Source organism: Actinomycetospora termitidis (assembly GCF_030286555.1).
In the GTDB taxonomy this organism is placed as follows: domain Bacteria; phylum Actinomycetota; class Actinomycetes; order Mycobacteriales; family Pseudonocardiaceae; genus Actinomycetospora; species Actinomycetospora termitidis.
Genome location: NZ_JASVWF010000003.1, coordinates 779,377 through 798,656 on the forward strand (window position 1 = coordinate 779,377; position 19,280 = coordinate 798,656).

Annotated in this window: 17 protein-coding genes; 5 read left to right on the forward strand and 12 right to left on the reverse strand. The window is 73.2% G+C overall.

What is annotated here, in order from left to right; translation table 11 throughout:
- The first annotated feature begins 3 nt into the window (after window positions 1–3).
- Entirely contained in the window at window positions 4–912 is a 909-nt protein-coding gene (locus tag QRT03_RS17215; RefSeq protein ID WP_286054157.1) for a LysR family transcriptional regulator, read from the forward strand.
- On the opposite strand, the gene QRT03_RS17220 is transcribed toward QRT03_RS17215, so the two are convergent.
- Complete coding sequence (locus QRT03_RS17220) at window positions 905–2,194, reverse strand: acyl-CoA dehydrogenase family protein (protein ID WP_286054158.1); 1,290 nt, start codon at window positions 2,192–2,194, stop codon at window positions 905–907. The genes QRT03_RS17215 and QRT03_RS17220 overlap by 8 nt on opposite strands.
- 228 nt (window positions 2,195–2,422) lie before the next feature.
- Here QRT03_RS17220 and QRT03_RS17225 point away from each other — a divergent pair, with 228 nt between their 5' ends.
- The 3 genes from QRT03_RS17225 (at window position 2,423) to QRT03_RS17235 (ending at window position 5,659) form a co-directional block, all read left to right on the forward strand.
- Window positions 2,423–3,391: an MSCRAMM family protein gene (locus QRT03_RS17225; protein WP_286054159.1), complete on the forward strand. Its 969-nt coding sequence runs from the start codon at window positions 2,423–2,425 to the stop codon at window positions 3,389–3,391.
- Complete coding sequence (locus QRT03_RS17230; RefSeq protein ID WP_286054160.1) at window positions 3,388–4,209, forward strand: YceI family protein; 822 nt, start codon at window positions 3,388–3,390, stop codon at window positions 4,207–4,209. The genes QRT03_RS17225 and QRT03_RS17230 overlap by 4 nt, the downstream gene beginning before the upstream one ends.
- Window positions 4,210–4,777: 568 nt before the next feature.
- Window positions 4,778–5,659 carry a hypothetical protein gene (locus QRT03_RS17235; protein WP_286054161.1) on the forward strand — a complete coding sequence of 294 codons (882 nt, stop codon included), beginning with the start codon at window positions 4,778–4,780 and terminating at the stop codon, window positions 5,657–5,659.
- A gap of 7 nt (window positions 5,660–5,666) precedes the next feature.
- Here the strand turns inward: QRT03_RS17235 and QRT03_RS17240 are convergent, their stop codons facing one another.
- The 9 genes from QRT03_RS17240 to QRT03_RS17280 all read right to left on the reverse strand — a co-directional run bounded on the left by QRT03_RS17240 (window position 5,667) and on the right by QRT03_RS17280 (window position 14,825).
- Window positions 5,667–6,674 (reverse strand): DUF1275 family protein, encoded by a 1,008-nt coding sequence (locus tag QRT03_RS17240; RefSeq protein ID WP_286054162.1) that lies wholly within the window; start codon window positions 6,672–6,674, stop codon window positions 5,667–5,669.
- 248 nt (window positions 6,675–6,922) lie between these two features.
- Entirely contained in the window at window positions 6,923–7,888 is a 966-nt protein-coding gene (locus QRT03_RS17245; RefSeq protein ID WP_286054163.1) for a YoaK family protein, read from the reverse strand.
- 70 nt (window positions 7,889–7,958) lie between these two features.
- Complete coding sequence (locus tag QRT03_RS17250) at window positions 7,959–10,001, reverse strand: MFS transporter (RefSeq protein ID WP_425604850.1); 2,043 nt, start codon at window positions 9,999–10,001, stop codon at window positions 7,959–7,961.
- Window positions 10,002–10,074: 73 nt separating this feature from the next.
- Window positions 10,075–10,791: a hypothetical protein gene (locus QRT03_RS17255; RefSeq protein ID WP_286054164.1), complete on the reverse strand. Its 717-nt coding sequence runs from the start codon at window positions 10,789–10,791 to the stop codon at window positions 10,075–10,077.
- A gap of 79 nt (window positions 10,792–10,870) precedes the next feature.
- Window positions 10,871–11,251 carry a 4-carboxymuconolactone decarboxylase gene (gene pcaC, locus QRT03_RS17260; RefSeq protein WP_286054165.1) on the reverse strand — a complete coding sequence of 127 codons (381 nt, stop codon included), beginning with the start codon at window positions 11,249–11,251 and terminating at the stop codon, window positions 10,871–10,873.
- A complete protein-coding gene (locus tag QRT03_RS17265) occupies window positions 11,248–12,585 on the reverse strand; it encodes a lyase family protein (protein WP_286054166.1) in 1,338 nt (445 codons plus the stop codon). The genes pcaC and QRT03_RS17265 overlap by 4 nt, the downstream gene beginning before the upstream one ends.
- Window positions 12,586–12,634: 49 nt before the next feature.
- Complete coding sequence (locus QRT03_RS17270) at window positions 12,635–13,174, reverse strand: type 1 glutamine amidotransferase domain-containing protein (RefSeq protein ID WP_286054167.1); 540 nt, start codon at window positions 13,172–13,174, stop codon at window positions 12,635–12,637.
- A 68-nt stretch (window positions 13,175–13,242) separates the two neighbouring features.
- The gene (locus QRT03_RS17275; protein WP_286054168.1) at window positions 13,243–13,725 is read right to left on the reverse strand and encodes a DUF309 domain-containing protein; all 483 of its coding nucleotides are present in this window, start codon (window positions 13,723–13,725) and stop codon (window positions 13,243–13,245) included.
- A gap of 29 nt (window positions 13,726–13,754) precedes the next feature.
- Window positions 13,755–14,825, reverse strand: coding sequence for a TerC family protein (locus QRT03_RS17280; RefSeq protein ID WP_286054169.1), 1,071 nt, complete (start codon window positions 14,823–14,825; stop codon window positions 13,755–13,757).
- 189 nt (window positions 14,826–15,014) lie between these two features.
- Here QRT03_RS17280 and QRT03_RS17285 point away from each other — a divergent pair, with 189 nt between their 5' ends.
- Window positions 15,015–16,217, forward strand: coding sequence for a phosphodiester glycosidase family protein (locus QRT03_RS17285; RefSeq protein ID WP_286054170.1), 1,203 nt, complete (start codon window positions 15,015–15,017; stop codon window positions 16,215–16,217).
- Between the two features lie 234 nt (window positions 16,218–16,451).
- Here the strand turns inward: QRT03_RS17285 and QRT03_RS17290 are convergent, their stop codons facing one another.
- Window positions 16,452–16,913 carry a DUF4190 domain-containing protein gene (locus tag QRT03_RS17290; RefSeq protein WP_286054171.1) on the reverse strand — a complete coding sequence of 154 codons (462 nt, stop codon included), beginning with the start codon at window positions 16,911–16,913 and terminating at the stop codon, window positions 16,452–16,454.
- A 284-nt stretch (window positions 16,914–17,197) separates the two neighbouring features.
- The gene (locus tag QRT03_RS17295; protein ID WP_286054172.1) at window positions 17,198–19,225 is read right to left on the reverse strand and encodes an acyl-CoA dehydrogenase family protein; all 2,028 of its coding nucleotides are present in this window, start codon (window positions 19,223–19,225) and stop codon (window positions 17,198–17,200) included.
- Between the last annotated feature and the right edge of the window lie 55 nt (window positions 19,226–19,280).

Sequence of the window (19,280 nt, forward strand, 5' to 3'; positions counted from 1 at the left end):
GTTGTGCCCCTCAGCCCGCGCGTGGTCGATCTCGGCCCCTACGACGTCCTGCTGTCGGTCGCCGCGCTCGGCAGCATGGGGCGTGCGGCGACGGCCCACGGCGTCTCGCAGGCGGCGGTCTCGGCGCGCATCCGGGCGCTGGAAGGGGCGCTCGGCGTGACCCTGCTGGAGCGCTCACCCCGCGGGACCCGGCTCACCGCGACGGGCGCGCTCGTGGCGGACTGGGCCCGGGTCGCCGTGGACGCGGCGGAGGCCCTGGAGGCCGGTGTCGCGTCCCTGCGCGCGGAGCAGGCCAGCCGGCTCCGGGTCGCCGCGAGTCTCACCGTCGCCGAGTACCTCCTCCCCCGGTGGCTGGTGGCGCTGCGCGCGGAGCTGCCGGGCACCTCGGTCTCGCTGACCTCGCACAACTCCACCGACGTGGCGGACGACGTCCTGGCGGGCCGCGCCGACGTCGGGTTCGTCGAGGGCCCCGCGGTGCCGGACGAGCTGGACGCGCAGGTGGTCGCCCGGGACCGGCTGACCCTCGTCGTCGCTCCGGGCCACCCCTGGGTCGGCCGGCGCCGTGGCGTCGACGCCGCGCGGCTCGCGGCCACGCCGCTGGTCTCCCGCGAGCAGGGGTCCGGCACGCGGTCGTTCCTCGAGCGGGCCCTGGGGGAGCTCGCCGAGCCCGTGCTGGAGCTGTCGTCGACGACCGCGATCAAGGCGGCCGTCGCCGACGACATGGCTCCCGCCGTGCTGAGCTCGCTGGCAGTGGCCGCCGAGCTCGGCGCGGGCACCCTGGTCGCCGTGCCGGTCACCGGGGCGTCGCTGGACCGCCGACTGGTCGCGGTCTGGCCGCGCGGCCGACCGCTCGCCGGCCCGGCGGCCGAGCTCGTCCGCCTCGCGGCCCGCCGTCGGGAAGGAGCTACCTGACGAACGCGCTGTGCCCGGTGATCTTCTTCCCGACGATGAGGGTGTTCATCTCGCGGGTGCCCTCGTAGGAGTAGAGGGCCTCGGCGTCGTTGAAGTACCGGGCGATGCCGTTGGCGAGGATGGTGCCGTTGCCGCCGACGATCTGGCGGCCGAGCGCGACCGTCTCGCGCATCCGGTCGGCGCAGAACTGCTTGGCCAGCGCGGAGTGCGCGTCCGAGCCGCCCCCGCCGTCGATCAGCTGGGCGTTGCGGGCGGCCATGCCGAGGGAGGCCGTGGTGTTGCCGAGCATCTGCACGAGCGCGTCCTGGATCATCTGGAAGCCCGCGATCGGACGGCCGAACTGCTCGCGCTGCTGCGCGTAGGTCAGGGCCAGCTCGTAGGCGGCCATCTGCACCCCGACACACGCCCACGAGGCATTGCCGCGCGTGCGGCGCAGGACCCCGCCGGCGTCGGCGAACGTGCCGTTCCCGCCGGAGAGCCGTCGGTCGTCCGGCACCCGGACGCCGTCCAGGGTGATGTCGGCGTTCTGCGTGATCCGCAGGGCCGTCTTGCCCTCGATCTTCGCGGTACTCACACCGGGGGTGTCCCGGTCGACGACGAAGCCGCGCACCGACTCGCCGTCGCGGGCCCAGATGACGAGGAGGTCGGCGAAGGTCCCGTTGCCGATCCAGCGCTTGTGCCCGTCGACCACCCAGTCGTCGCCGTCGCGGCGGGCGACGGTCTCCATGCCGCCGGCGACGTCGGAGCCGCCGTGCGGCTCGGTGAGCCCGAACGCCCCGACGAGCTCGAGGCGGGCCATCGGCGGCAGCCAGCGCTCCCGCTGCTCCGGCGTGCCGCAGGCGTCGATCGAGCCCATCGCGAGCCCGGACTGGACGCCGAAGAAACTGTTGGTCGATGCATCCACCCGGGCGATCTCGGCGTGCAGGAAGCCCATGAGCACCCGGCGGGCCGGCTGGTCGGAGAGCTTCGAGAGGCCGTAGGGGAGCCCGGCGAGGTCGAGCTCGGCGAAGCCCCGGCGGAACTGCTCCGGGAACTCCGCGGCCTCCCACGCGGCGTCGACCACCGGCGCCACGTCGCTCGCGAGGTACCTGCGCAGCCGCCGCAGGATCGCGCGCTCGTCGTCGGTGAGCAGCTCGCCGTACGCGTAGAAGTCGGCCACGTGCGGCGCGTCGGGGTCGAGCTCGAGGTGCGGGCGCGGGAGGTCGGCGAAGGGGTCGGCGGTCCCGCTCGACGCCCCGGCCGTGGCAGGGGCGATCGAGGAGCGGTCGTCGGTCACGGCCATGTCCCTCAGAGTGCTCCGACCGCCCGCGGCGCGCCACGCGGACCGTGGTGCACACCATCGGTGGTCGCCCGGGCGCCCCCAGCTAGATGCTTGTACGATGAAAGTGAAATCTGGTGTGGTCCACGAGGATCCGGGTGGCTGGCTCCGACCGGCTCCGGAACAGTGGACTCCGGTGGCCACGTCGATGCGCGGCCGGGGCGCCGAGACGCAGCGTTGAGGAGTGCGACGGTGGACGGACAGCAGCCGATCATGATCTTCGGGCGGATCACGCGCGGGGACGGCGGACCGCTCCCGGGGGCGGCGCTGACGCTCTGTGACCTGGCGGGTGACCAGCTCGACCGCACGACGACCGACGAGGCGGGCGACTACCGCCTGACGCCGTCGACCGGCGGCACCTACCTGGTGATCTGCTCGTCGTCCACGCACCAGCCGAAGGCCTCCCTGGTCGCGGTGGCGGACCGTCCGTTGCGCCACGACGTCAGCCTCACCGGCGGCGGCGCGACGCTCGAGGGCACCGTCGGCGCGAGCCGCGAGGGCACCGTCGTCGGGACCGCCGGGGTCGTGCTGACCCTGACCGACGTGCGGGGCACCGTCGTCGCGGTGGCGCGCTCGAACGCCGACGGCGGGTACCGCTTCGCCGACCTCGACGAGGGCAGCTACACGCTGACCGCCGCCGCCCCGGACACCACGCCGGTCGCCGAGACCGTGCAGGTGCCGGGCGAGGGCCGCGTCGTCCGCGACATCTCACTCGTCAGCCAATTGCGGCTCACGGGCGTCGTGCGGTCGGCCTCGGGCGGTCGCCCGGTCGCCGAGGCGCTGGCCACGCTGGTCGGTGCTGACGGCAACGTCGTGGGCGCGGCCGTGACCGGCACGGACGGGACCTTCGACTTCCCCGAGGTCGCCCCCGGCACCTACACGATCACCGCGAGCGGGTACGCGCCCGTGGCCAGCGAGATCGAGGTCGGTACCGGTCGCCCGTCCGAGGTCACCCTCACGCTGACCCCGCCGGCGCTCGGGCCCGCCGACGACTGGTCCGGCCCCTCCGACGACGTCACCCGCTCGTTCTCCGGTGAGGACTTCGGGGCCGACGCGGTGCCCGCGGGCGCGTACACGAACGGCCACAACGGCCGGCACTCCACCAGCGCCGACGGGCCCACGGACTTCCGCGGCTTCGACGCCGACGGCGGGCGCCGATGACGGCGACGCAGGCCGGGGTCCAGCGGGTCAGCGGGGTCGCCGTCACCAGTGACGGCTGGCCGGTGCCGTTCGCGGTCGTGACCGTGATCGACGCCGCCGGTCAGCAGATCGGCGGCACTCCCGTCGAGGACGACGGCGGGTTCGTGATGGAGGGCTTGCCCGCCGGGCCGTGCACCGTCATCACCTCCGCGGTCGGCCACACCCCGTCGGCGCGACCGGTGTCCGGGCCCGGCGGCGGCAACCTGGGCCGCGTCGTGCTCACCCGCACCGGTGCGCTCGAGCTGCCCGCGCCCGGCCGCTGGGAGATCGACCCGGTGCACTCGCGGATCGCGGCCTCGGCGTTCCACCTCGGGATCACCAAGGTGCACGGCCGTCTGCGCCGCTTCACCGGCCACGTCGACATGGGCTCCACGCTGGACACGACGAGCGTCGTGGCCGCGATCGAGTCGGGCAGCGTCGAGACCGACGACGAGCGGCGCGACGAGCACCTGCGCTCGCCGGACTTCCTCGACGTGCTCCGGTTCACCGACATCGGCTTCGCCTCGACCGAGATCGTGAAGCACACGGCCGACCACTGGACCATGATCGGCGACCTCTCGCTCAAGGGCGTCCGCAACCGCGTGGCCCTCGACGTGATCTACCACGGCGCCGGACCTGACCTCTGGGGCGGCGAGCGCGCCGGGTTCTCCGCGACCACGCAGCTCTCACGCGACGACTTCGACATCTCGTGGAACCAGTCCGTGATCGCGGGCATCTTCGCGATCGGCCGCACGTTGCGGATCGAGATCGACATCGAGGCGGTCAAGGTCTCCGACTGACCGGTTCCCGACGGCGGGTCGGTCGGGTCCCTCGGCCGCCCGCCCCGCGGCCTTGTCGCGGGGAATCACAACGACAAGGTCACCCGGTTCGCCTTGTCGCGGGGACCCGCACTTCCCCCGCCACCTTGTCACTGGGAATCACAACGACAAGGTGACCGCGGGACGCCGGAAACCCGCGACAAGGTGCCGGCGACCCGGACCGACCGTCCCTCGGCGCCGCGGTACCCCGCCCCCCGGCCACCTTGTCGCGGCGAATCACAACGACAAGGTCACCCGGCCCGCCTTGTCGCGGGCTCCCGCACCTCCCCCGCCACCTTGTCACTGGGAATCACAACGACAAGGTGACCGCGGGACGCCGGAAACCCGCGACAAGGCGACCGCGACCCGCGCCGACCGGCCCCTGGCACCACGCCACCCGGCACCTCGCACCTGTCTCTCGATCCCCTGTCACGGCTCCATGCTCCGTCCGGTCGAACGGGTTGTCCCCACCGGCACTGGAACGGCACCTGTCCACAGGCGCGCACCGGGATGTGGCGAGCTCCGGTCACGCGGCCACACGCTCGACGGCATGCCGTGGTTCGAACCCGCTCCCGAGGACGCCGGACTGCTGCGTCGACGTCACCTCGTGCTCGTCGAGGACCCCGCCCTCGTGGACAAGGCCCTGCGCCGCAAGCAGGTCGTCCGCATCCACCGCGGGATCTACAAGGAGGGCGAGGCGCCGGACGACTGGGAACGGGCCTGGTCGGCCTGCGCCACCGTCGGCGGATGTGACGCGGTCGCGAGTCACCGGACGGCGGCCCGCGTCCTCGGGATCGAGGTCCCGGACGGAGGGCCGGACGAGGTGACGATCCCGCGGGCCGAGCGCCGGATACATCGGGCCGACCTGCGGTTCCACACGAGCGTGCTCGCCTCCGACGACGTCGTCGACCTGAACGGCCTGCGGATCACCTCGGTCGCCCGCACACTCGTCGACCTCTGCCGCACCGAGGAGGAGTACCGCGCGGTCTGGGCGGTCGAGCGGGCGCTGGCCCGCGAGCTCGTGACGACGACGGCGCTGGACGCCGCGCTCGAACGGTGCCGGGGAGTACCCGGCGTCAAGCGGGCCCGCCTGCTGATCGGCCGGGCGCGTCCGCTCTCGCAGTCCCCCCTCGAGACGGCCGGCCGACTCGCCCTGGTCGACGACGGCCTCGAGGAACCGGAGGTCCAGATGCCGATCCGGCGGGCCGACGGTCGCGAAGCCTTGGTGGACCTCGCCTACCGCGAGCAGCGCCGGGGACTGGAGTTCGACGGGCGCTCGGAGCACGGCATGGAGATGGCCGTCTTCGAGGACCGGACGCGGGAGAACCAGATCGTCCTGCGCGACATCACCATCCTCCGGTTCACCTGGTTCGACGTGTTCCGACGCCGGCCGCAGTACCTCCGGACGGTCCGGGAGGCGATCGGTGCGTGACGCCGGCCTACGTCGACCCCACCACCAGGTCGTGCTCCACGGCATCCCCGGCCACCGTCACCACCACGGCCCGAGGCCGCACCACCTGACCGTCAACCCCGTGCGGCGTACAGATCAGCACGAACTCGCCCACCTCCGGCGGCCGGACGTCGAACGAGCCGTCGGGCTGGGTGTGGACCCGCGCGACCTGGCGACCGTCGCGATCGACGAGGGTCACCGCCGCCGGGCTCGGCGCCCCGTCCGGGTCGATCACGCGGCCGGCCACCCGCCCGATCCCGTCGACGGCGGGCTCCACGTCGGCCGCGTCGGCATCCGGCACCTCGCTGCGCGGGTCCGGGGCGAACTCCGGCTCGCCGAGGACCAGGCCGCCGTGATTGGCACGGGTCACCCACGCCATGAGGCCGATCGCGAGCGCCACGAGCAGGACGGGGACCACGAAGGCGAGGTCGGGCACCACGCGGGCGATCACCGCGTTGGCCGCCGCGGCCACGACCATGACCGCGATGCGCAGCGGCGAGTTCCAGTTCCAGGTGAACGGCTTGTGCAGCTCCACCAGGCTCGACACCCAGTTCGTGACGGTCCCGGACATGAAGCTCGTCGGTGTCCCGGCGGGCCCCACGTAGCGCATCGCGGCCGCCTGGATGCCCATGGCGAGTCCCGCGCCGAGGACGAGCACCACGACGCGCAGCTGGGCGAGGGGCCCGTCGTCGACCGCATAGAAGTACGCCCCGACCGCGACGAGGAGCGCCAGCTCGACGGTCAGCGCCACTCCCACGGCGTTGCGCCAGGGCAGGCGCCGCATCGCCACCCCGCACACGATCGTCCCGATGACGAGGCCGCCGCAGTACCCGGTCATCGCGACGACGTTGTCCAGCGCCTGGAACCAGTCGCCCTGCCCGATCCCCAGCCCGAGCAGCACGAGGTTGCCGGTCATGGTCGACGCGAAGACCTCGTTGAACGCGAAGAACGTCACGACGTCGATCGCGCCCGCGGCCGCCGTCAACACGATGGTCACCGCGCTGAGGAGCCGCGGTGTGCGCTCGGGGTGGTCGAAACCGGTCATACCCGATCAGTTCCCGGCGTGCGGACGATCAGATCGTGCGCACCCCGTGAGGAGCATCATCGCATCGCGCACGATCGTCATGCACGGAGTTCACACGCGCGACCCCAGCACCACGTCGTGGCTGACCGGGGCACCGTCGACCGAGATCATCACCGCCCGCGGACGTGCCGCGCCGCCGCCCATGCGGTGTGGGGTGCAGATCAACACGAAGTCGCCGGCCTCCGGGGGCTGCACATCGAACCGCCCTCGGGTTCGGTGTGGACCCGCCGGACCTGCTGGCCGGCCATGTCGACCAGCGTCACCGCGGCCGGGCTCGCCGTCCCGGCGTCGTCGACGACCCGGCCGCTCACCCGCCCGATGCCGTCGATCCGTTCGTCGTCCGGACCGGGGTCGGCGGCCTCGTCCGAGGCGTCGGGGACCTCGCTGCGCGGGTCGGGGGCGAACTCCGGCTCCCCCGCGACCAGCCCGCCGTGGTTCGCACGGGTCACCACGGCCATGCCGAGGATCGCGACCAGGACGAGCAGGACCGGCACGGCGAACGCGACGTCGGGCACCCGCGCCTGGATGACGGCGTTGCCGGCCGCCGCCACGACGATCACGCCGATCCGCAGCGGCGAGTTCCAGTTCCACGTGAACGGCTTGTGCAGCTCCACCAGGCTCGACACCCAGTTCGTGACGGTGCCGGACAGGAAGCTCGTCGGCGTCCCGGCCGGACCGATGTAGCGCATCGCCGCCGCCTGCACGCCCATCGCCAGGCCCGATCCGATGACGAGGACGATCACCCGGACCTGGCCGAGCTCGGACCCGTCGTCGACGCCCCACCAGTAGAGCCCGACCGCGACGAGCAGGGCGAGCTCGGTGGTGAGCGTGATGCCGACGGCGTTGCGCCACGGCAGCCGGCGCATCGCGAGGCCGCAGATCAGGGTCCCGACGACGAGGCCGCTGCAGTAGCCGACGATCGCGCAGACATTGTCGACCACCTGCTCCCACTCGCCCTGCCCGAGGCCGAGTCCGAGGAGGACCAGGTTGCCGGTCATCGTGGACGCGAAGACCTGGTTGAAGGCGAAGAAGGTCACCACGTCGATGGCCCCGGCGGCGGCCGTCAGCACCACCGTCACGGTGCCGAGCAGCCGAGGCCTGCGCTCTGGATGGTCGAATCCGGTCACGCCTCCCGACGATGCAGGGGCCCCTTTACCAACGGGTTACCCCTGGCCGTGACCATCGTCATGGAGTGGATCAGCGCGGATCGAGCACCAGGTCCACGTCCACCGCGCCGCCGTTCACCGACACCTGCGTCGCCCGGGGCGCGACAGCGTGGCCGACGTCCCTCGGCGTCGCGATCACGAGGAAGTCCCCGGACGACGGCGGCTCGATCCGGAAGCGGCCGTCCGCGTCCGCCACCGCGCGGCCGGCCTGGCGCCCGGCCCGGTCCACGAGAGTCACGACGGCGGCTGCGGGCGCGGCGTCGGGGCCGGTGACCCGTCCCCGCAGGACCCGGCCGCCGGTCGGCGCGCCCACGAGGGCGCCGTCCCCGTCGTCGAACCCGGGGTACGCGGCCTCGGTGACCGCGGCGCCGTCGATCTCGTCGGCCCCGTCGGCGCCGTCGACACCCGCTCCGGCGGGCTCGACGTAGGCGTACTTCCCGCCGCGGAGCAGCGACGCGAGCGCCGCGACGACACAGCACAGGGCAGCGAAGACGAGGGCGAAGGTCAGGCCGTCGGCGAAGGGGCCGCTGATGAGCGACGGGAAGAACGAGCGCCCCGTCAGGAACCCGGCCTGGTCCGGACCGACCTGCGCGAGGACCTGCGGGCCGAGCAGCGTCTCCATCGGGTTGTAGCCGAGCAGCGCGGCGAACAGGGTCGAGACCGGCGGCAGCTCGGAGATGCGCTGGGCGGCGTCGGCCGGGACCCCGTGCGCGACGAGGCCGTCGTGCAGCGCCGTGGGCAGGGTCCGGGAGAGCCCGAGGATCAGCATCGAGAAGAAGATGCCGATCGAGAGGACCGTCGCCCCGTTCTGGAACGTCGAGGTCATGCCGGCCGCGGCGCCGCGCTGCCGCGGCGGGACGGAGTTCATGATGGCCGCACGGTTGGGCGAGGAGAACAGGCCCATCGAGAGGCCGTTGACCGCCAGGATGATCGCGAAGCCCCAGTAGGCGAAGTCCACCGGCAGGAACTGCAGCAGCAGGAAGCTGACGGCCGCGCCGAGCATGCCGACCGTGGCGTAGGCCCGAGCGCCGTGACGGTCCGACAGCACCCCCGAGACCGGGCCCGCCACCAGGAAGCCGATCGTCAGCGGCACCATGTAGATCCCGGCCCACAGCGGCGTCGACTCGTAGTCGTACCCGTGCTGGGGCAGCCAGATCCCCTGCAGCCAGATGATGAGGATGAACTGCAGGCCACCGCGTCCGAGGGCCGCGAGCAGGCTCGCCAGGTTCCCGGCCGTGAAGGCGCGGATGCGGAACAGCGAGAGGTGGAACATCGGCTCGGCCACCCGGGTCTCGATCACCGCGAAGACCGCGAGCACGACCACCCCGCCGATGAGGCACGTGAGCACGGTGGGCGAGGTCCAGCCCATGACGTGCCCGCCGTAGGGCTGGATGCCGTAGGTGATCCCGACGAGCACCGCGACCAGGCCGACGGCGAAGGTGATGTTCCCCCACCAGTCGATGCGCGCGGCGTGCCGCTCGCCGGTCTCGCGCAGCTTCACGTAGGCCCACACGGTGCCGAAGACGCCGATCGGCACGCTGACCACGAACACCAGGTGCCAGGAGACGGGCGCGAGCACGCCGCCGACCAGCAGGCCGAGGAACGACCCGGCGATGGCGGCGATCGAGTTGATCCCGAGTGCGAGCCCGCGCTGGTGGGTGGGGAAGGCGTCGGTGAGGATCGCCGTCGAGTTGGCGAGCAGCAGCGCCCCGCCGATGCCCTGCAGCACGCGCATCACGATCAGCCAGATCGCGCCGGCGTCCCCCTGCAGCCACGTGACGGCCAGCAGGACCGAGAAGATCGTGAACACCGCGAACCCGAGGTTGTACATCCGGGTGCGCCCGTACATGTCGCCGATGCGCCCGAAGCTCACGACGAGCACCGCCGTGACCACCAGGTAGCCCATGATCAGCCACAGCAGGTAACTGACGTTCGCCGGGGCCAGCGGGTCGATGTCGATGCCCCGGAAGATGTCGGGCAACGCGATGAGCAGGATCGACATGTTGATCGTCACGATCAGCACGCCGAGGGTGGTGTTCGACAGCGCCACCCACTTGTAGCGATCTCCCGGCACCGCGCACCCCAATCGTTAGCCTATGCAAACGAAACTCTACGCGCGCGGGTTCCCGACGGCGAGTCGCCGCGGGCTACGAGCCGGAGGGCACCAGGACCGGGAGCACCCGCTGGGCGAGGTCGACGAGCAGCGACCGCTGCTGGTCGGTCGACATCCCGCCCCCGCGGGTCAGCGTCAGACTGACGGTCACCTGGCGGTACGCGACGACGAGGATCGGGCCGTCCGGGTCGGCGAAGAAGGTCCCCTGCGCGGCGCCGATCGGCGTCGCGACCGGGGCGACGCCCTGGCTCTGCAGCACCTGGTTGTTGACGGCCACCTGGGAGAGCGCCTGATCCGGGGTGCTGTAGCCGCTGGTCAGGAGCCGGAGCACCTGCGAACCCTGCGGCGCGGCCCCCGCGCCGCCGGTGGAGGTGTAGGTGCAGGTGACCCGCTCGAGGCGCCCGACCGACGGCGCGGGGACGTCCCGCAGCGACCGCACGTCCACGGTGCCCAGAGGCAGCCCGAGCAGGTTCGGCAGGTCGTCCTTGGAGAGGATCTGGTTGCAGTCGGTCGGCACGAGGGTCGAGCGCGACGGTGGAGCGGAGGTGGGCGCAGCGGCGCCCGGCCCGGGGAAGGTCGGGATCGGCGGGGTGGCGAGCGTCTCCTCCGACGAGCAGCCCGCCAGCAGCACGACCAGCGCGACCGCCGCCGCTGCCCCGAGCCGGGTCGCGCTCCGGCGCGCCCCGTCCCCGGTCCGACCGCTTCGTCCCCGCACCCTCGTCCCCTCGACCACGCCGCCGTGGGCACCCACGGTATCGGGGTGGTCCGACGACGCTCGTCGGCAGCACCCCGACGCAGCGGTCGGGTCGGTGCCGCACACCGCCGCCGGGTCAGGACTCCGGGGCCTCCGCCAGCACCTTCTGCGCCACCCCGAACGCCCGGTTCGCGGCCGGGACGCCCGCGTAGACGCCCACCTGGAGCAGCACCTCGCGGATCTCCTCGCGGGTCAGGCCGTTGCGCAGGGCGGCACGGACGTGCATCGCGAGCTCGCCGTCGTGGTGCAGGGCCGCGAGGACCGACAGCGTGACGATGCTGCGCTGGCGCCGGTCCAGGCCCGGGCGGTTCCAGATGCCGTCCCAGGCGTAACGGGTGATGAAGGCCTGGAAGTCCTCGGTGGTCTCGTCGGTGTTGGCGATCGCCCGGTCGACGTGCTCGTCGCCGAGCACCTCCCGGCGGGTGGCCAGGCCGGCGGGGTCGAGGTCGTTGCTCATGGGTGCTCCGTCCGAGAGGCGAGGTACGCGTCGACGAGGGCCGCCGACTCCCCGGTGTGCGTGGCGGGATCCAGAGCGGCGTCGAGTTCCGCCCGGCTGACGTCGGTGCCCTCCAGTGCCTCGGCGAGCACGTCGGCGAAGGGCCGCCCGGTGTCGAGCGAGGTCGAGGCCGCGTCGGTGACCAGGGCCTTCGGGTCCGGCACCCGCCCGCGCAGCACGGTGGTGACGTTCTCGGCGAGCAGCAGCCCGCCGGTGACCTCCAGCGAGGCCCGGACCGCGGCCGGCTCCACGACCAGGTTCGTCAGCGAGTCCGCGAGCCAGGCGGCGCCCGATCCCGCCGTCCGGAACAGCTCCCGCAGCGGCGCCCACTCCGCGTGCCACGGACCGGCGGCGCGCTCGTACTCGTGCCCGGACGCCGCGGTGAGCACCGAGGCCACGAGCCCGGGGACCGCGATCGCCGCGGCTCGCGCGGAGACGGCGCCCACCGGGTTGCGCTTGTGCGGCAGCGTCGACGAGCCGCCCCGGCCGGGCACGTCCTCCCGGACCTCGCCGAGCTCGGTCTGCGCCAGCAGCACCAGGTCGGTGGCGACGGACCCCACGGCCGCACCGGCCCGGCCGAGCAGCCCGGCGAGCTCGGCGATCCGCCCGCGCTCGGTGTGCCAGGCGAGGACCGGCTCGTCGAGCTCGAGACGCCGGGCCAGCGCGGATCGGACGGCCGTCCCGTGGCCGGCGAACGCCGCGAGCGTGCCGACCGCCCCGCCGAGCTGGACCGCCGGGCGCCACCCGCGTAGCGCCGCCGCCGCCGCGTCCAGGCCCGAGGCCCATCCGGCCGCCCGGAGTCCGAGGGTCACCGGAGCAGCCTGCTGGAGCAGCGTGCGGCCCGCGGCGGGCGTGTCCCGGTGGGCCGCGGCCAGGGCAGCCGCCCCGGAGGCCGCCGCCGCGAGGTCGCCGGCCACCACCGCGACTGCCCGCCGCGAGACGAGCATCAACGCCGTGTCCATCACGTCCTGGCTGGTGGCACCGCGGTGCACCGCGGCGGCCGCCTCGTCGGCACCGTCCGCGCGGAGCGCGCTGCGCAGGGCCGCGACCAGCGGCACCACCGGGTTCCCCGCGGCGGCCGCCTCGCGGGCGATCGCGGCCGCGTCGACGCGGTCCGGTGAACACGCGCCGGCGATCTGCGACGCGACGGCCCCGGAGATCACCCCGACATCCGCTGCCGCGGACGCGAGCGCCGCCTCCACCTCGAGCAGGGCGGCGAGCCAAGCGGCGTCGGACACCGCGTCGCGTGCGGCCCCTCGCGCCAGGATCTCGTCGAACAGGCCGGGAGCGCTCACGGGCGCATCATGCCGCGCGTGCCGCCCCGGCCTGCCAGGACACTTCCGCTCAGGCGAACTCCTTCACGAGCGTCGCGCAGAACGCGTCGAGGTCGTGCGGGTTGCGGCTGGTGATCAGGCCCTGGTCGACGACGACCTGCTCGTCGACGACGGTGCCGCCCGCGTTGCGGATGTCGGTGCGCAGACTCGGGAACGAGGTCAGGCGCTTGCCGCGGACCAGGTCGGCCTCGACCAGCGTCCACGGGGCGTGGCAGATGGCCGCGATCGGCTTGCCGGCGCCCGCGATGGCCTGCACGAAGGAGATGACGTCGCCGTTCTGGCGCAGTGTGTCCGGGTTGCAGGTGCCGCCGGGCAGGATCAGGGCGTCGAAGTCGTCGGCCGACACGTCACCGATCGCGCGGTCCACCGGGAAGGTGTCGCCGGGGTTGATGTCGGAGTTCATCGCCTGGATCTCGCCGGTGTCGACCGAGACCAGCGTGGTCGTCGCGCCCGCGTCCTCGGCCGCCTTCCGCGGCTGCTCCAGCTCGACCTGCTCCACGCCGCTGGCCGCGAGGATCGCGATGCGCTTGCCGGACAGTTCGTTCGCCATTGGGGCACCTCCCGGGAAGATCGTTCGACGACCACTGGCTGCCCGGGTGGGCTGCGGTGCGAAACGGGTCAGTGCACCAGCCGCGGCGGGGTCCCGACGACGAGCTCCCCGCCTGCCTCGATGGCGTCGGCCCGGGTCTGCGCCCAGGCCACGACCCCCTCGGCGTCGATCCCGTGTCGGCCCGCGACCGAGGCCCCCGCCCCGATGTTCTCCGCGCCGCGCCGCAGCAGGGAGACCGCGCCCCGCCGGTTGTCCCGCTGCGCGTGCGTCAGGCCGACCGCCAGCTGGGCGAGGCCCTGCCAGAGGGCCCGCTCGTCGTCGGGACCGGATTTCCAGGCCCCCTCCAGCACCTCGTGCGCGTGGAAGGGGAACCCGCCGTCGAGCAGGCGCTGCGCCTCCGTCAGCGCCTGGTCGGGCGGGAGCACCACGTCCTCGTCGACCCGCTCGACGCCCTCGGCGCCCGGCGGCAGCGGTCGCCCCGCGGCGTCCCGTGGACGCGCGTTCTGGGCGCGGCCCTGCTCGTCGCGGTCTCGTCCGGCCCGGGAGGTCACCCGACCACGGTGACACGACCCGGACCGGCTCAGGTCCGCCGGGAGGCGTCGGCCGTCTCGTCCGCCGCGGTGGCGTCGCCCGTCTCCGGTGCGGACTCCACCGCGTCCGACGACGCGGACGCCCCGGACTCCTCCTGCTTCGGCGGCAGCCCACGCGTGGAGACGAGGCTCGTGATCGTCACGATCGTCAGCGTCACGACGATCACGATCAGCGAGAGCCAGGTCGGCACCTCCGGGATATTCGGGTTGATGTCCACGTGCAGCCAGTGCAGGACCAGCTTCACGCCGATGAAGGCCAGGATGAACGCCAGCCCGTAGGACAGGTGGACGAGGCGCTCCAGCAGCCCGACCAGCAGGAAGTACAGGGCCCGCAGGCCCAGCAGCGCGAACGCGTTCGCCGTGAACACGATGTACGAGTTCTGCGTGATGCCGAAGATCGCCGGGATCGAGTCGAGCGCGAACACGAGGTCGACCGAGAGGATCACCGCGACGGTGATGAACAGCGGCGTCACGCCGAGCTTGCCGCCGACCTTGCGCCAGAGCTGCCCGTCGTGCTTGTCGCCCGGTTCCGTGTGCTCCTCGTGGACGGTGACGAGCCGGCGGGTCAGCCGGACCGCGACGTTGTCGCTCATGTCCTTCGGCTCGTCGCCGTGCGAGCGGACCAGGCCGATGGCGGTGTAGACCAGGAACGCACCGAAGATCACGAACGCGAAGCTGAACGCGTTGATGACGGCCGCGCCGATCAGGATGAAGATCGCGCGCATCACCAGGGCGCCGATGACGCCCCAGAGCAGCACCTTCTGCTGGTGCCGCTTCGGCACCGCGAACTGCGCGAGGATCACCGCGAAGATGAAGAGGTTGTCGACCGACAGGCTCTTCTCGACCAGCCAGCCCGAGAGGTACTCGATCCCGGACTGGGCACCCATGAAGAACCAGAGGCCGGCACCGAAGGCCAGGGCCACCACGATGTAGATGACCGACCAGAGCGTCGCCTCGCGGAACCCCACCTCGTGGGGTGACCGGGCGTGCCAGATGTCGATGGCCACGAGGACGGCGATCCCGCCGACCGTCGCAGCCCAGACCCAGAACGGGACGGTCACCTCAGCCTCCTACCGGCCACTCGACGTCGTCCACCATCCAACGTGATGGGAATGTCTTTGAGTTCCCTTTACCCCGTGAGACCCGCCACGCCACCCGTCGAGGGGAACTCTGCCGGGTCGCCCATGTCGCCGCACGTCCTGCCGCCCCTCCCGGGGGACGCTCCCCTCCGAACGTCCAGGAGGAGGGTGATGACGGCAGGCCGGGTCCTCCTGACGGCGTTCGTCGCCACGCTCGCGATGGCACCGGCCGCCCTCGCCGACCCCCCGCCCCCGCCGGGCCGGGTCCTCGACACCCTGCTCGGGGCGCGCGCCGACGACGTCCCCGGCACCGAGTACCGGGAGTTCACGACGACGGCGGCGGTCGGCCGGGTGCGCGGGCACCTGATCCGCGTCGACCTCGCGAACCGCACTCTCGCCGTGCGCCTGCTCCGTCCCGGGGCGGTGGCCGCCACCGCCCCGGTCCCCACCCTGGCCGGCGCGGTCGACGCGATCGGCGGGGTCAACGGGAACTTCTTCGACGAGAGCCGGACCGGCGCGTCGGTCGGGGTCGAGCTGGAGGGCGGTGCGCTGGTGAAGTCCGCCGTCCCGTCGGGCCGGCGCCCGGCACCGCCCGGACCCCCCGGTTCCAGCCCGGACACCGTCGTCGGGATCGACACGGCCGGGGTCGGGCGGATCGGGCGGGTGCTGTTCTCCGGGACGGCGCGCCTCGGCGGTCGGGAGCTCCCGCTGGCGGGGCTCAACCTGTACGCGGTGCCGGTCGGCGGCGTGGCGGCCTTCACCCCGGCCTGGGGCGGCGTGACCCGGGCGCGGACCGTCTGCGGGTCCGACACGGACGCGGCCGCCCCGTGCAGCGCGGACGCCGTCGAGGTCCGGGTGCGGGCCGGGCGGGCGGTCGCGGTCGGGCCGGTCGGGACGCGAGCGGTGCCGGCGGGAGAGGTGGCGCTGGTCGCCCGGGAGGGGGCCGCGGCGGCGCTGCGCGGCGTGCGTCCCGGAGACCCCGTCGACGCCCGCTGGACCGCCCTCGCCCCGGACACGCCGCCCCTGCGGGTGGCGCTCGGCGCGCTGGCCCTGGTCCGCGGCGGCGCGGCGTGGCCGGGCCTGCAGACCACCGAGCGCGCACCGCGCACCGCGGTCGGGCTGTCCGCCGACGGCCGCACGCTCTTCCTGGTCGCGGTGGACGGACGGCAGGAGGCGAGCGTCGGCGCCACCCTCGCCGAACTGGGCCGGTTGATGGTGGAGCTCGGTGTCCCGCAGGCGGTGGCGCTCGACGGAGGCGGATCGACGCAGATGGTCCGCCGCCCGGCCGGGGGACGGCTCGCCGTCGTGAACGTGCCCTCGACGACGCCCCTGCGTCCCGTCGCCGACGGACTCGCGGTGGTCCCGGCGCGCTGAGAATTTCTCGTCCGGGCCGGGAACAACGCGGCGCCCGACGTGGTTGGATCGGGATGTCCGGGCCGGGCGCCATGTGCCCCCGGGTCTCAATAATAAGAGCCGCCAGGGACGATCGTTCGGCTGAAGCCCTGGTGTGCCACGCGCCGCGAGGCGGCTCATCGTCCGGCTCGGACCCCTCGACGACGACGGGCCCCGGCACCATCAGGTGCCGGGGCCCGTCGTCGTGCGTGGCAGCTACTGGCCCTCGCCGCCGCCGAGGTTCGGCAGCTGCGAGCTGAACTGCTGCTGACACTGCTCGAAGGCCTGCTGGACCTGCGCGGGCGTCCCGGCGTTCGGCGCCGCGGTGACGCAGTCCTGGTACTGCTGCAGCGTCTGGCCGCCGCCGACGCCCAGGAAGGCCAGGAACAGCCCGCCGAGGACCACTGTCGCGATGATGTTCAGCACCACGCTGATCACACCGAGCCACAGGCCCGTCAGCGCGACGCCGCCGTTGGTCGCCTGCTGCTTCCGGACGCGGCCCCGGCCCACCACCCCGAAGATGATGGCGAGGATGCCCAGGACGAGGCCGACGATGGGCACCCAGCAGGTCAGCAGCGCCAGGATGCCGAACACCAGCGCTGCGACGCCCATGCCGTTCTTCGGCTTCGGGGGCATCACCTGGGCATTGGAGTCCCACTGTCCGTAGGGATCGGTCACGTCGGGCGTCCTCTCACGTCGGGTGGGTGCCCACCTTCTACCCGGCCCGACCGGATTCACACCGTTTCCCACCGCGGCAGGCCCGTCGGGACCACCCGTCCGAGCCATCCGGCCCAGTCGTCGTCCGCGGTGGACCGGCCGACACCTTGTCGCGGCCTCCCGCCCGTCAACCGCCACCTTGTCGCTGGGATTCACAGCGACAAGGTGCGCCCGGGGCGTGAAAATCCCACGACAAGGTGCGACGCCGGAGGCGCGCCGTCCGCCGCCGAGCGGTCTCGGCCGGCCTACAACGAGTCGGCGTGGGCGATGGCCTCCTCCTGACGACGGGTCTCCTCGCCGGTGGCGATCGGCGCGCCGATCCAGTGCTCGGGAATGCCGAACGCGTCGATCAGCACCCGGGCGTGCGGCCGGAGGGTGCGGCAGAGCTTGTTGATCTCCGCCGTGATCGCCTTCGACCGCGCGGCCGAGATGCGGCCGTGCTCGAGGAACCAGCCCTTGTCGTCCTCGATGACCGACAGCGCGTACAGGTCGCAGACCGACCGCATGAGCTCCTGCGCGGTCGGGTCGGTCTCGGCGTCGCAGGCCCGGTTGAACGCGTCGAGGACCAGCCCGTCGAGGTGCGTGCGGGCCGCGTGCAGCAGGTGGTCCTGGGCGCGGTTGAAGATGTCGAACGCGCGGTCGGGCGTGACGCCCTTCCCGCGGGCGGGTCGCAGCCGGCGGACCAGCGAGTCGAGCGTGTGCTCCTCGCGGTCGTCGAGCAGCTTGATCTGCCACGAGGAGTCGAGCACCTCCTCGTCGTCACCCCCCGCCGCCGCGCCGCGCAGCCGCTCGGCCAGGGCGTGCAGCGAGGTGCGCTCGGCGACGGTGTCGAGCACCTGGTCGGCGACGAAGCGGATCGTGCCGAGCGTGTCGAGGTGGCCGAAGTCGTCCGCGTAGCCCGAGATCAGGCCCTTGGCCACCAGTTGGAGCAGGACGGTGTTGTCGCCCTCGAAGGTGGTGAACACGTCGGTGTCGGTGCGCAGCGTGCCGAGGCGGTTCTCCGAGAGGTAACCCTGCCCGCCGCAGGCCTCGCGGCAGACCTGGATGACCTGCGTCGCGTTCCACGTGGAGAGCGCCTTGATGCCGGCCGCCCGCGACTCGAGCTCGCGCTGGCGCTTCTCGTCCACCGAGCCGCCCGCCTCCCGCTCGGTCTGGATGTCGTGCAGCATCTCGACGAGCTCGTTCTGGGCGAACCGCAACGCGTAGGTGCGGGCCAGCAGCGGCAGCAGCTTCCGCTGGTGGGCCAGGTAGTCGAGGATCGCGATCTCGCCGTCGCCGCCCGGGGCCGCGAACTGGCGGCGGGCCTCGCCGTACCGGATCGCGATCGTGAGGGCCAGCTGCGCGGCACCGACCGCCGAGCCGGAGACGCTGATCCGGCCGCGCACCAGGGCGCCGAGCATCGTGAAGAAGCGCCGGTTCTCGCTCTCGATCGAGCTCGAGTAGGTGCCGTCCGCCGCGACCGTCCCGTAGCGGTCGAGGAGGTTCTCGCGTGGGACGCGGACGCCGCGGAAGGCGAGCCGGCCGTTGTCGACGCCGTTCAGGCCCTCCTTGTGCCCGTCGTCGGTGATCTCGACGCCCGGCAGGACGGTCCCGTCCTCGTCGCGCAGGGGCACCAGGACGGCGTGCACCCCGTGCCGCGTCGGCGCCTCGCCCTCCGGCGCGGACCACAGCTGCACGAACACCGCGGCCATCCGGCCGTCGCGGGCGGCGTTGCCGATGTAGTCCTTGCGCGCCGACTCGGTGGGGGTGTCGACGACGAACTCCTGCGTCGCCGGGTCGTACGTCGCGGTGGTGTGCACCGACTGGACGTCCGAGCCGTGCCCGGTCTCGGTCATGCCGAAGCAGCCCGGCAACGACAGGTCCATCACCGACGGCAGGTAGCGCGCGTGCTGCTCGGCGTTGCCCAGGGCCTGGATCGCGCCGCCGAACAGGCCCCACTGCACCCCGCTCTTGACCTGCAGCGAGAGGTCGGCGAACGCGAGCATCTCGAAGGAGACGACCGAGCCGCCGATGTCGCCGCGGCCGCCGACCGCCGTCGGGAAGCCGTGCACGGCGTGCCCGTCGGCCGCGAGCTGCCCGAGCATCTCCCACACCCGGGCGCGGTAGGTCTCGGCGTCGGTCCCGGGCTCGACGCGCAGCTCGGCGAAGTCGTCACGGGCACGGATCTCGTCGCGCAGCCAGGACCAGCGCCCGTCGAGGGCGTGCCGGACCGCGTCGACCGTCGTGGGCGACACGTCGGAGGGCGACGGGGGGACGGAGAGCGGAGCGGCCATCGGGGGCCTCCTCAGAAGTTACTCACGAGTAATAACGCCTGATCCCGTTGTACCC

Bases quoted from the DNA above. Each gene is read 5' to 3' on its own strand.
- QRT03_RS17270 (WP_286054167.1), bottom strand. From the start codon at position 13,174: ATGGCGAACGAACTGTCCGGCAAGCGCATCGCGATCCTCGCGGCCAGC.
- QRT03_RS17285 (WP_286054170.1), top strand. From the start codon at position 15,015: ATGACGGCAGGCCGGGTCCTCCTGACGGCGTTCGTCGCCACGCTCGCG.
- QRT03_RS17235 (WP_286054161.1), top strand. From the start codon at position 4,778: ATGCCGTGGTTCGAACCCGCTCCCGAGGACGCCGGACTGCTGCGTCGA.
- QRT03_RS17295 (WP_286054172.1), bottom strand. From the start codon at position 19,225: ATGGCCGCTCCGCTCTCCGTCCCCCCGTCGCCCTCCGACGTGTCGCCC.
- QRT03_RS17230 (WP_286054160.1), top strand. From the start codon at position 3,388: ATGACGGCGACGCAGGCCGGGGTCCAGCGGGTCAGCGGGGTCGCCGTC.
- pcaC (WP_286054165.1), bottom strand. From the start codon at position 11,251: ATGAGCAACGACCTCGACCCCGCCGGCCTGGCCACCCGCCGGGAGGTG.
- QRT03_RS17220 (WP_286054158.1), bottom strand. From the start codon at position 2,194: ATGGCCGTGACCGACGACCGCTCCTCGATCGCCCCTGCCACGGCCGGG.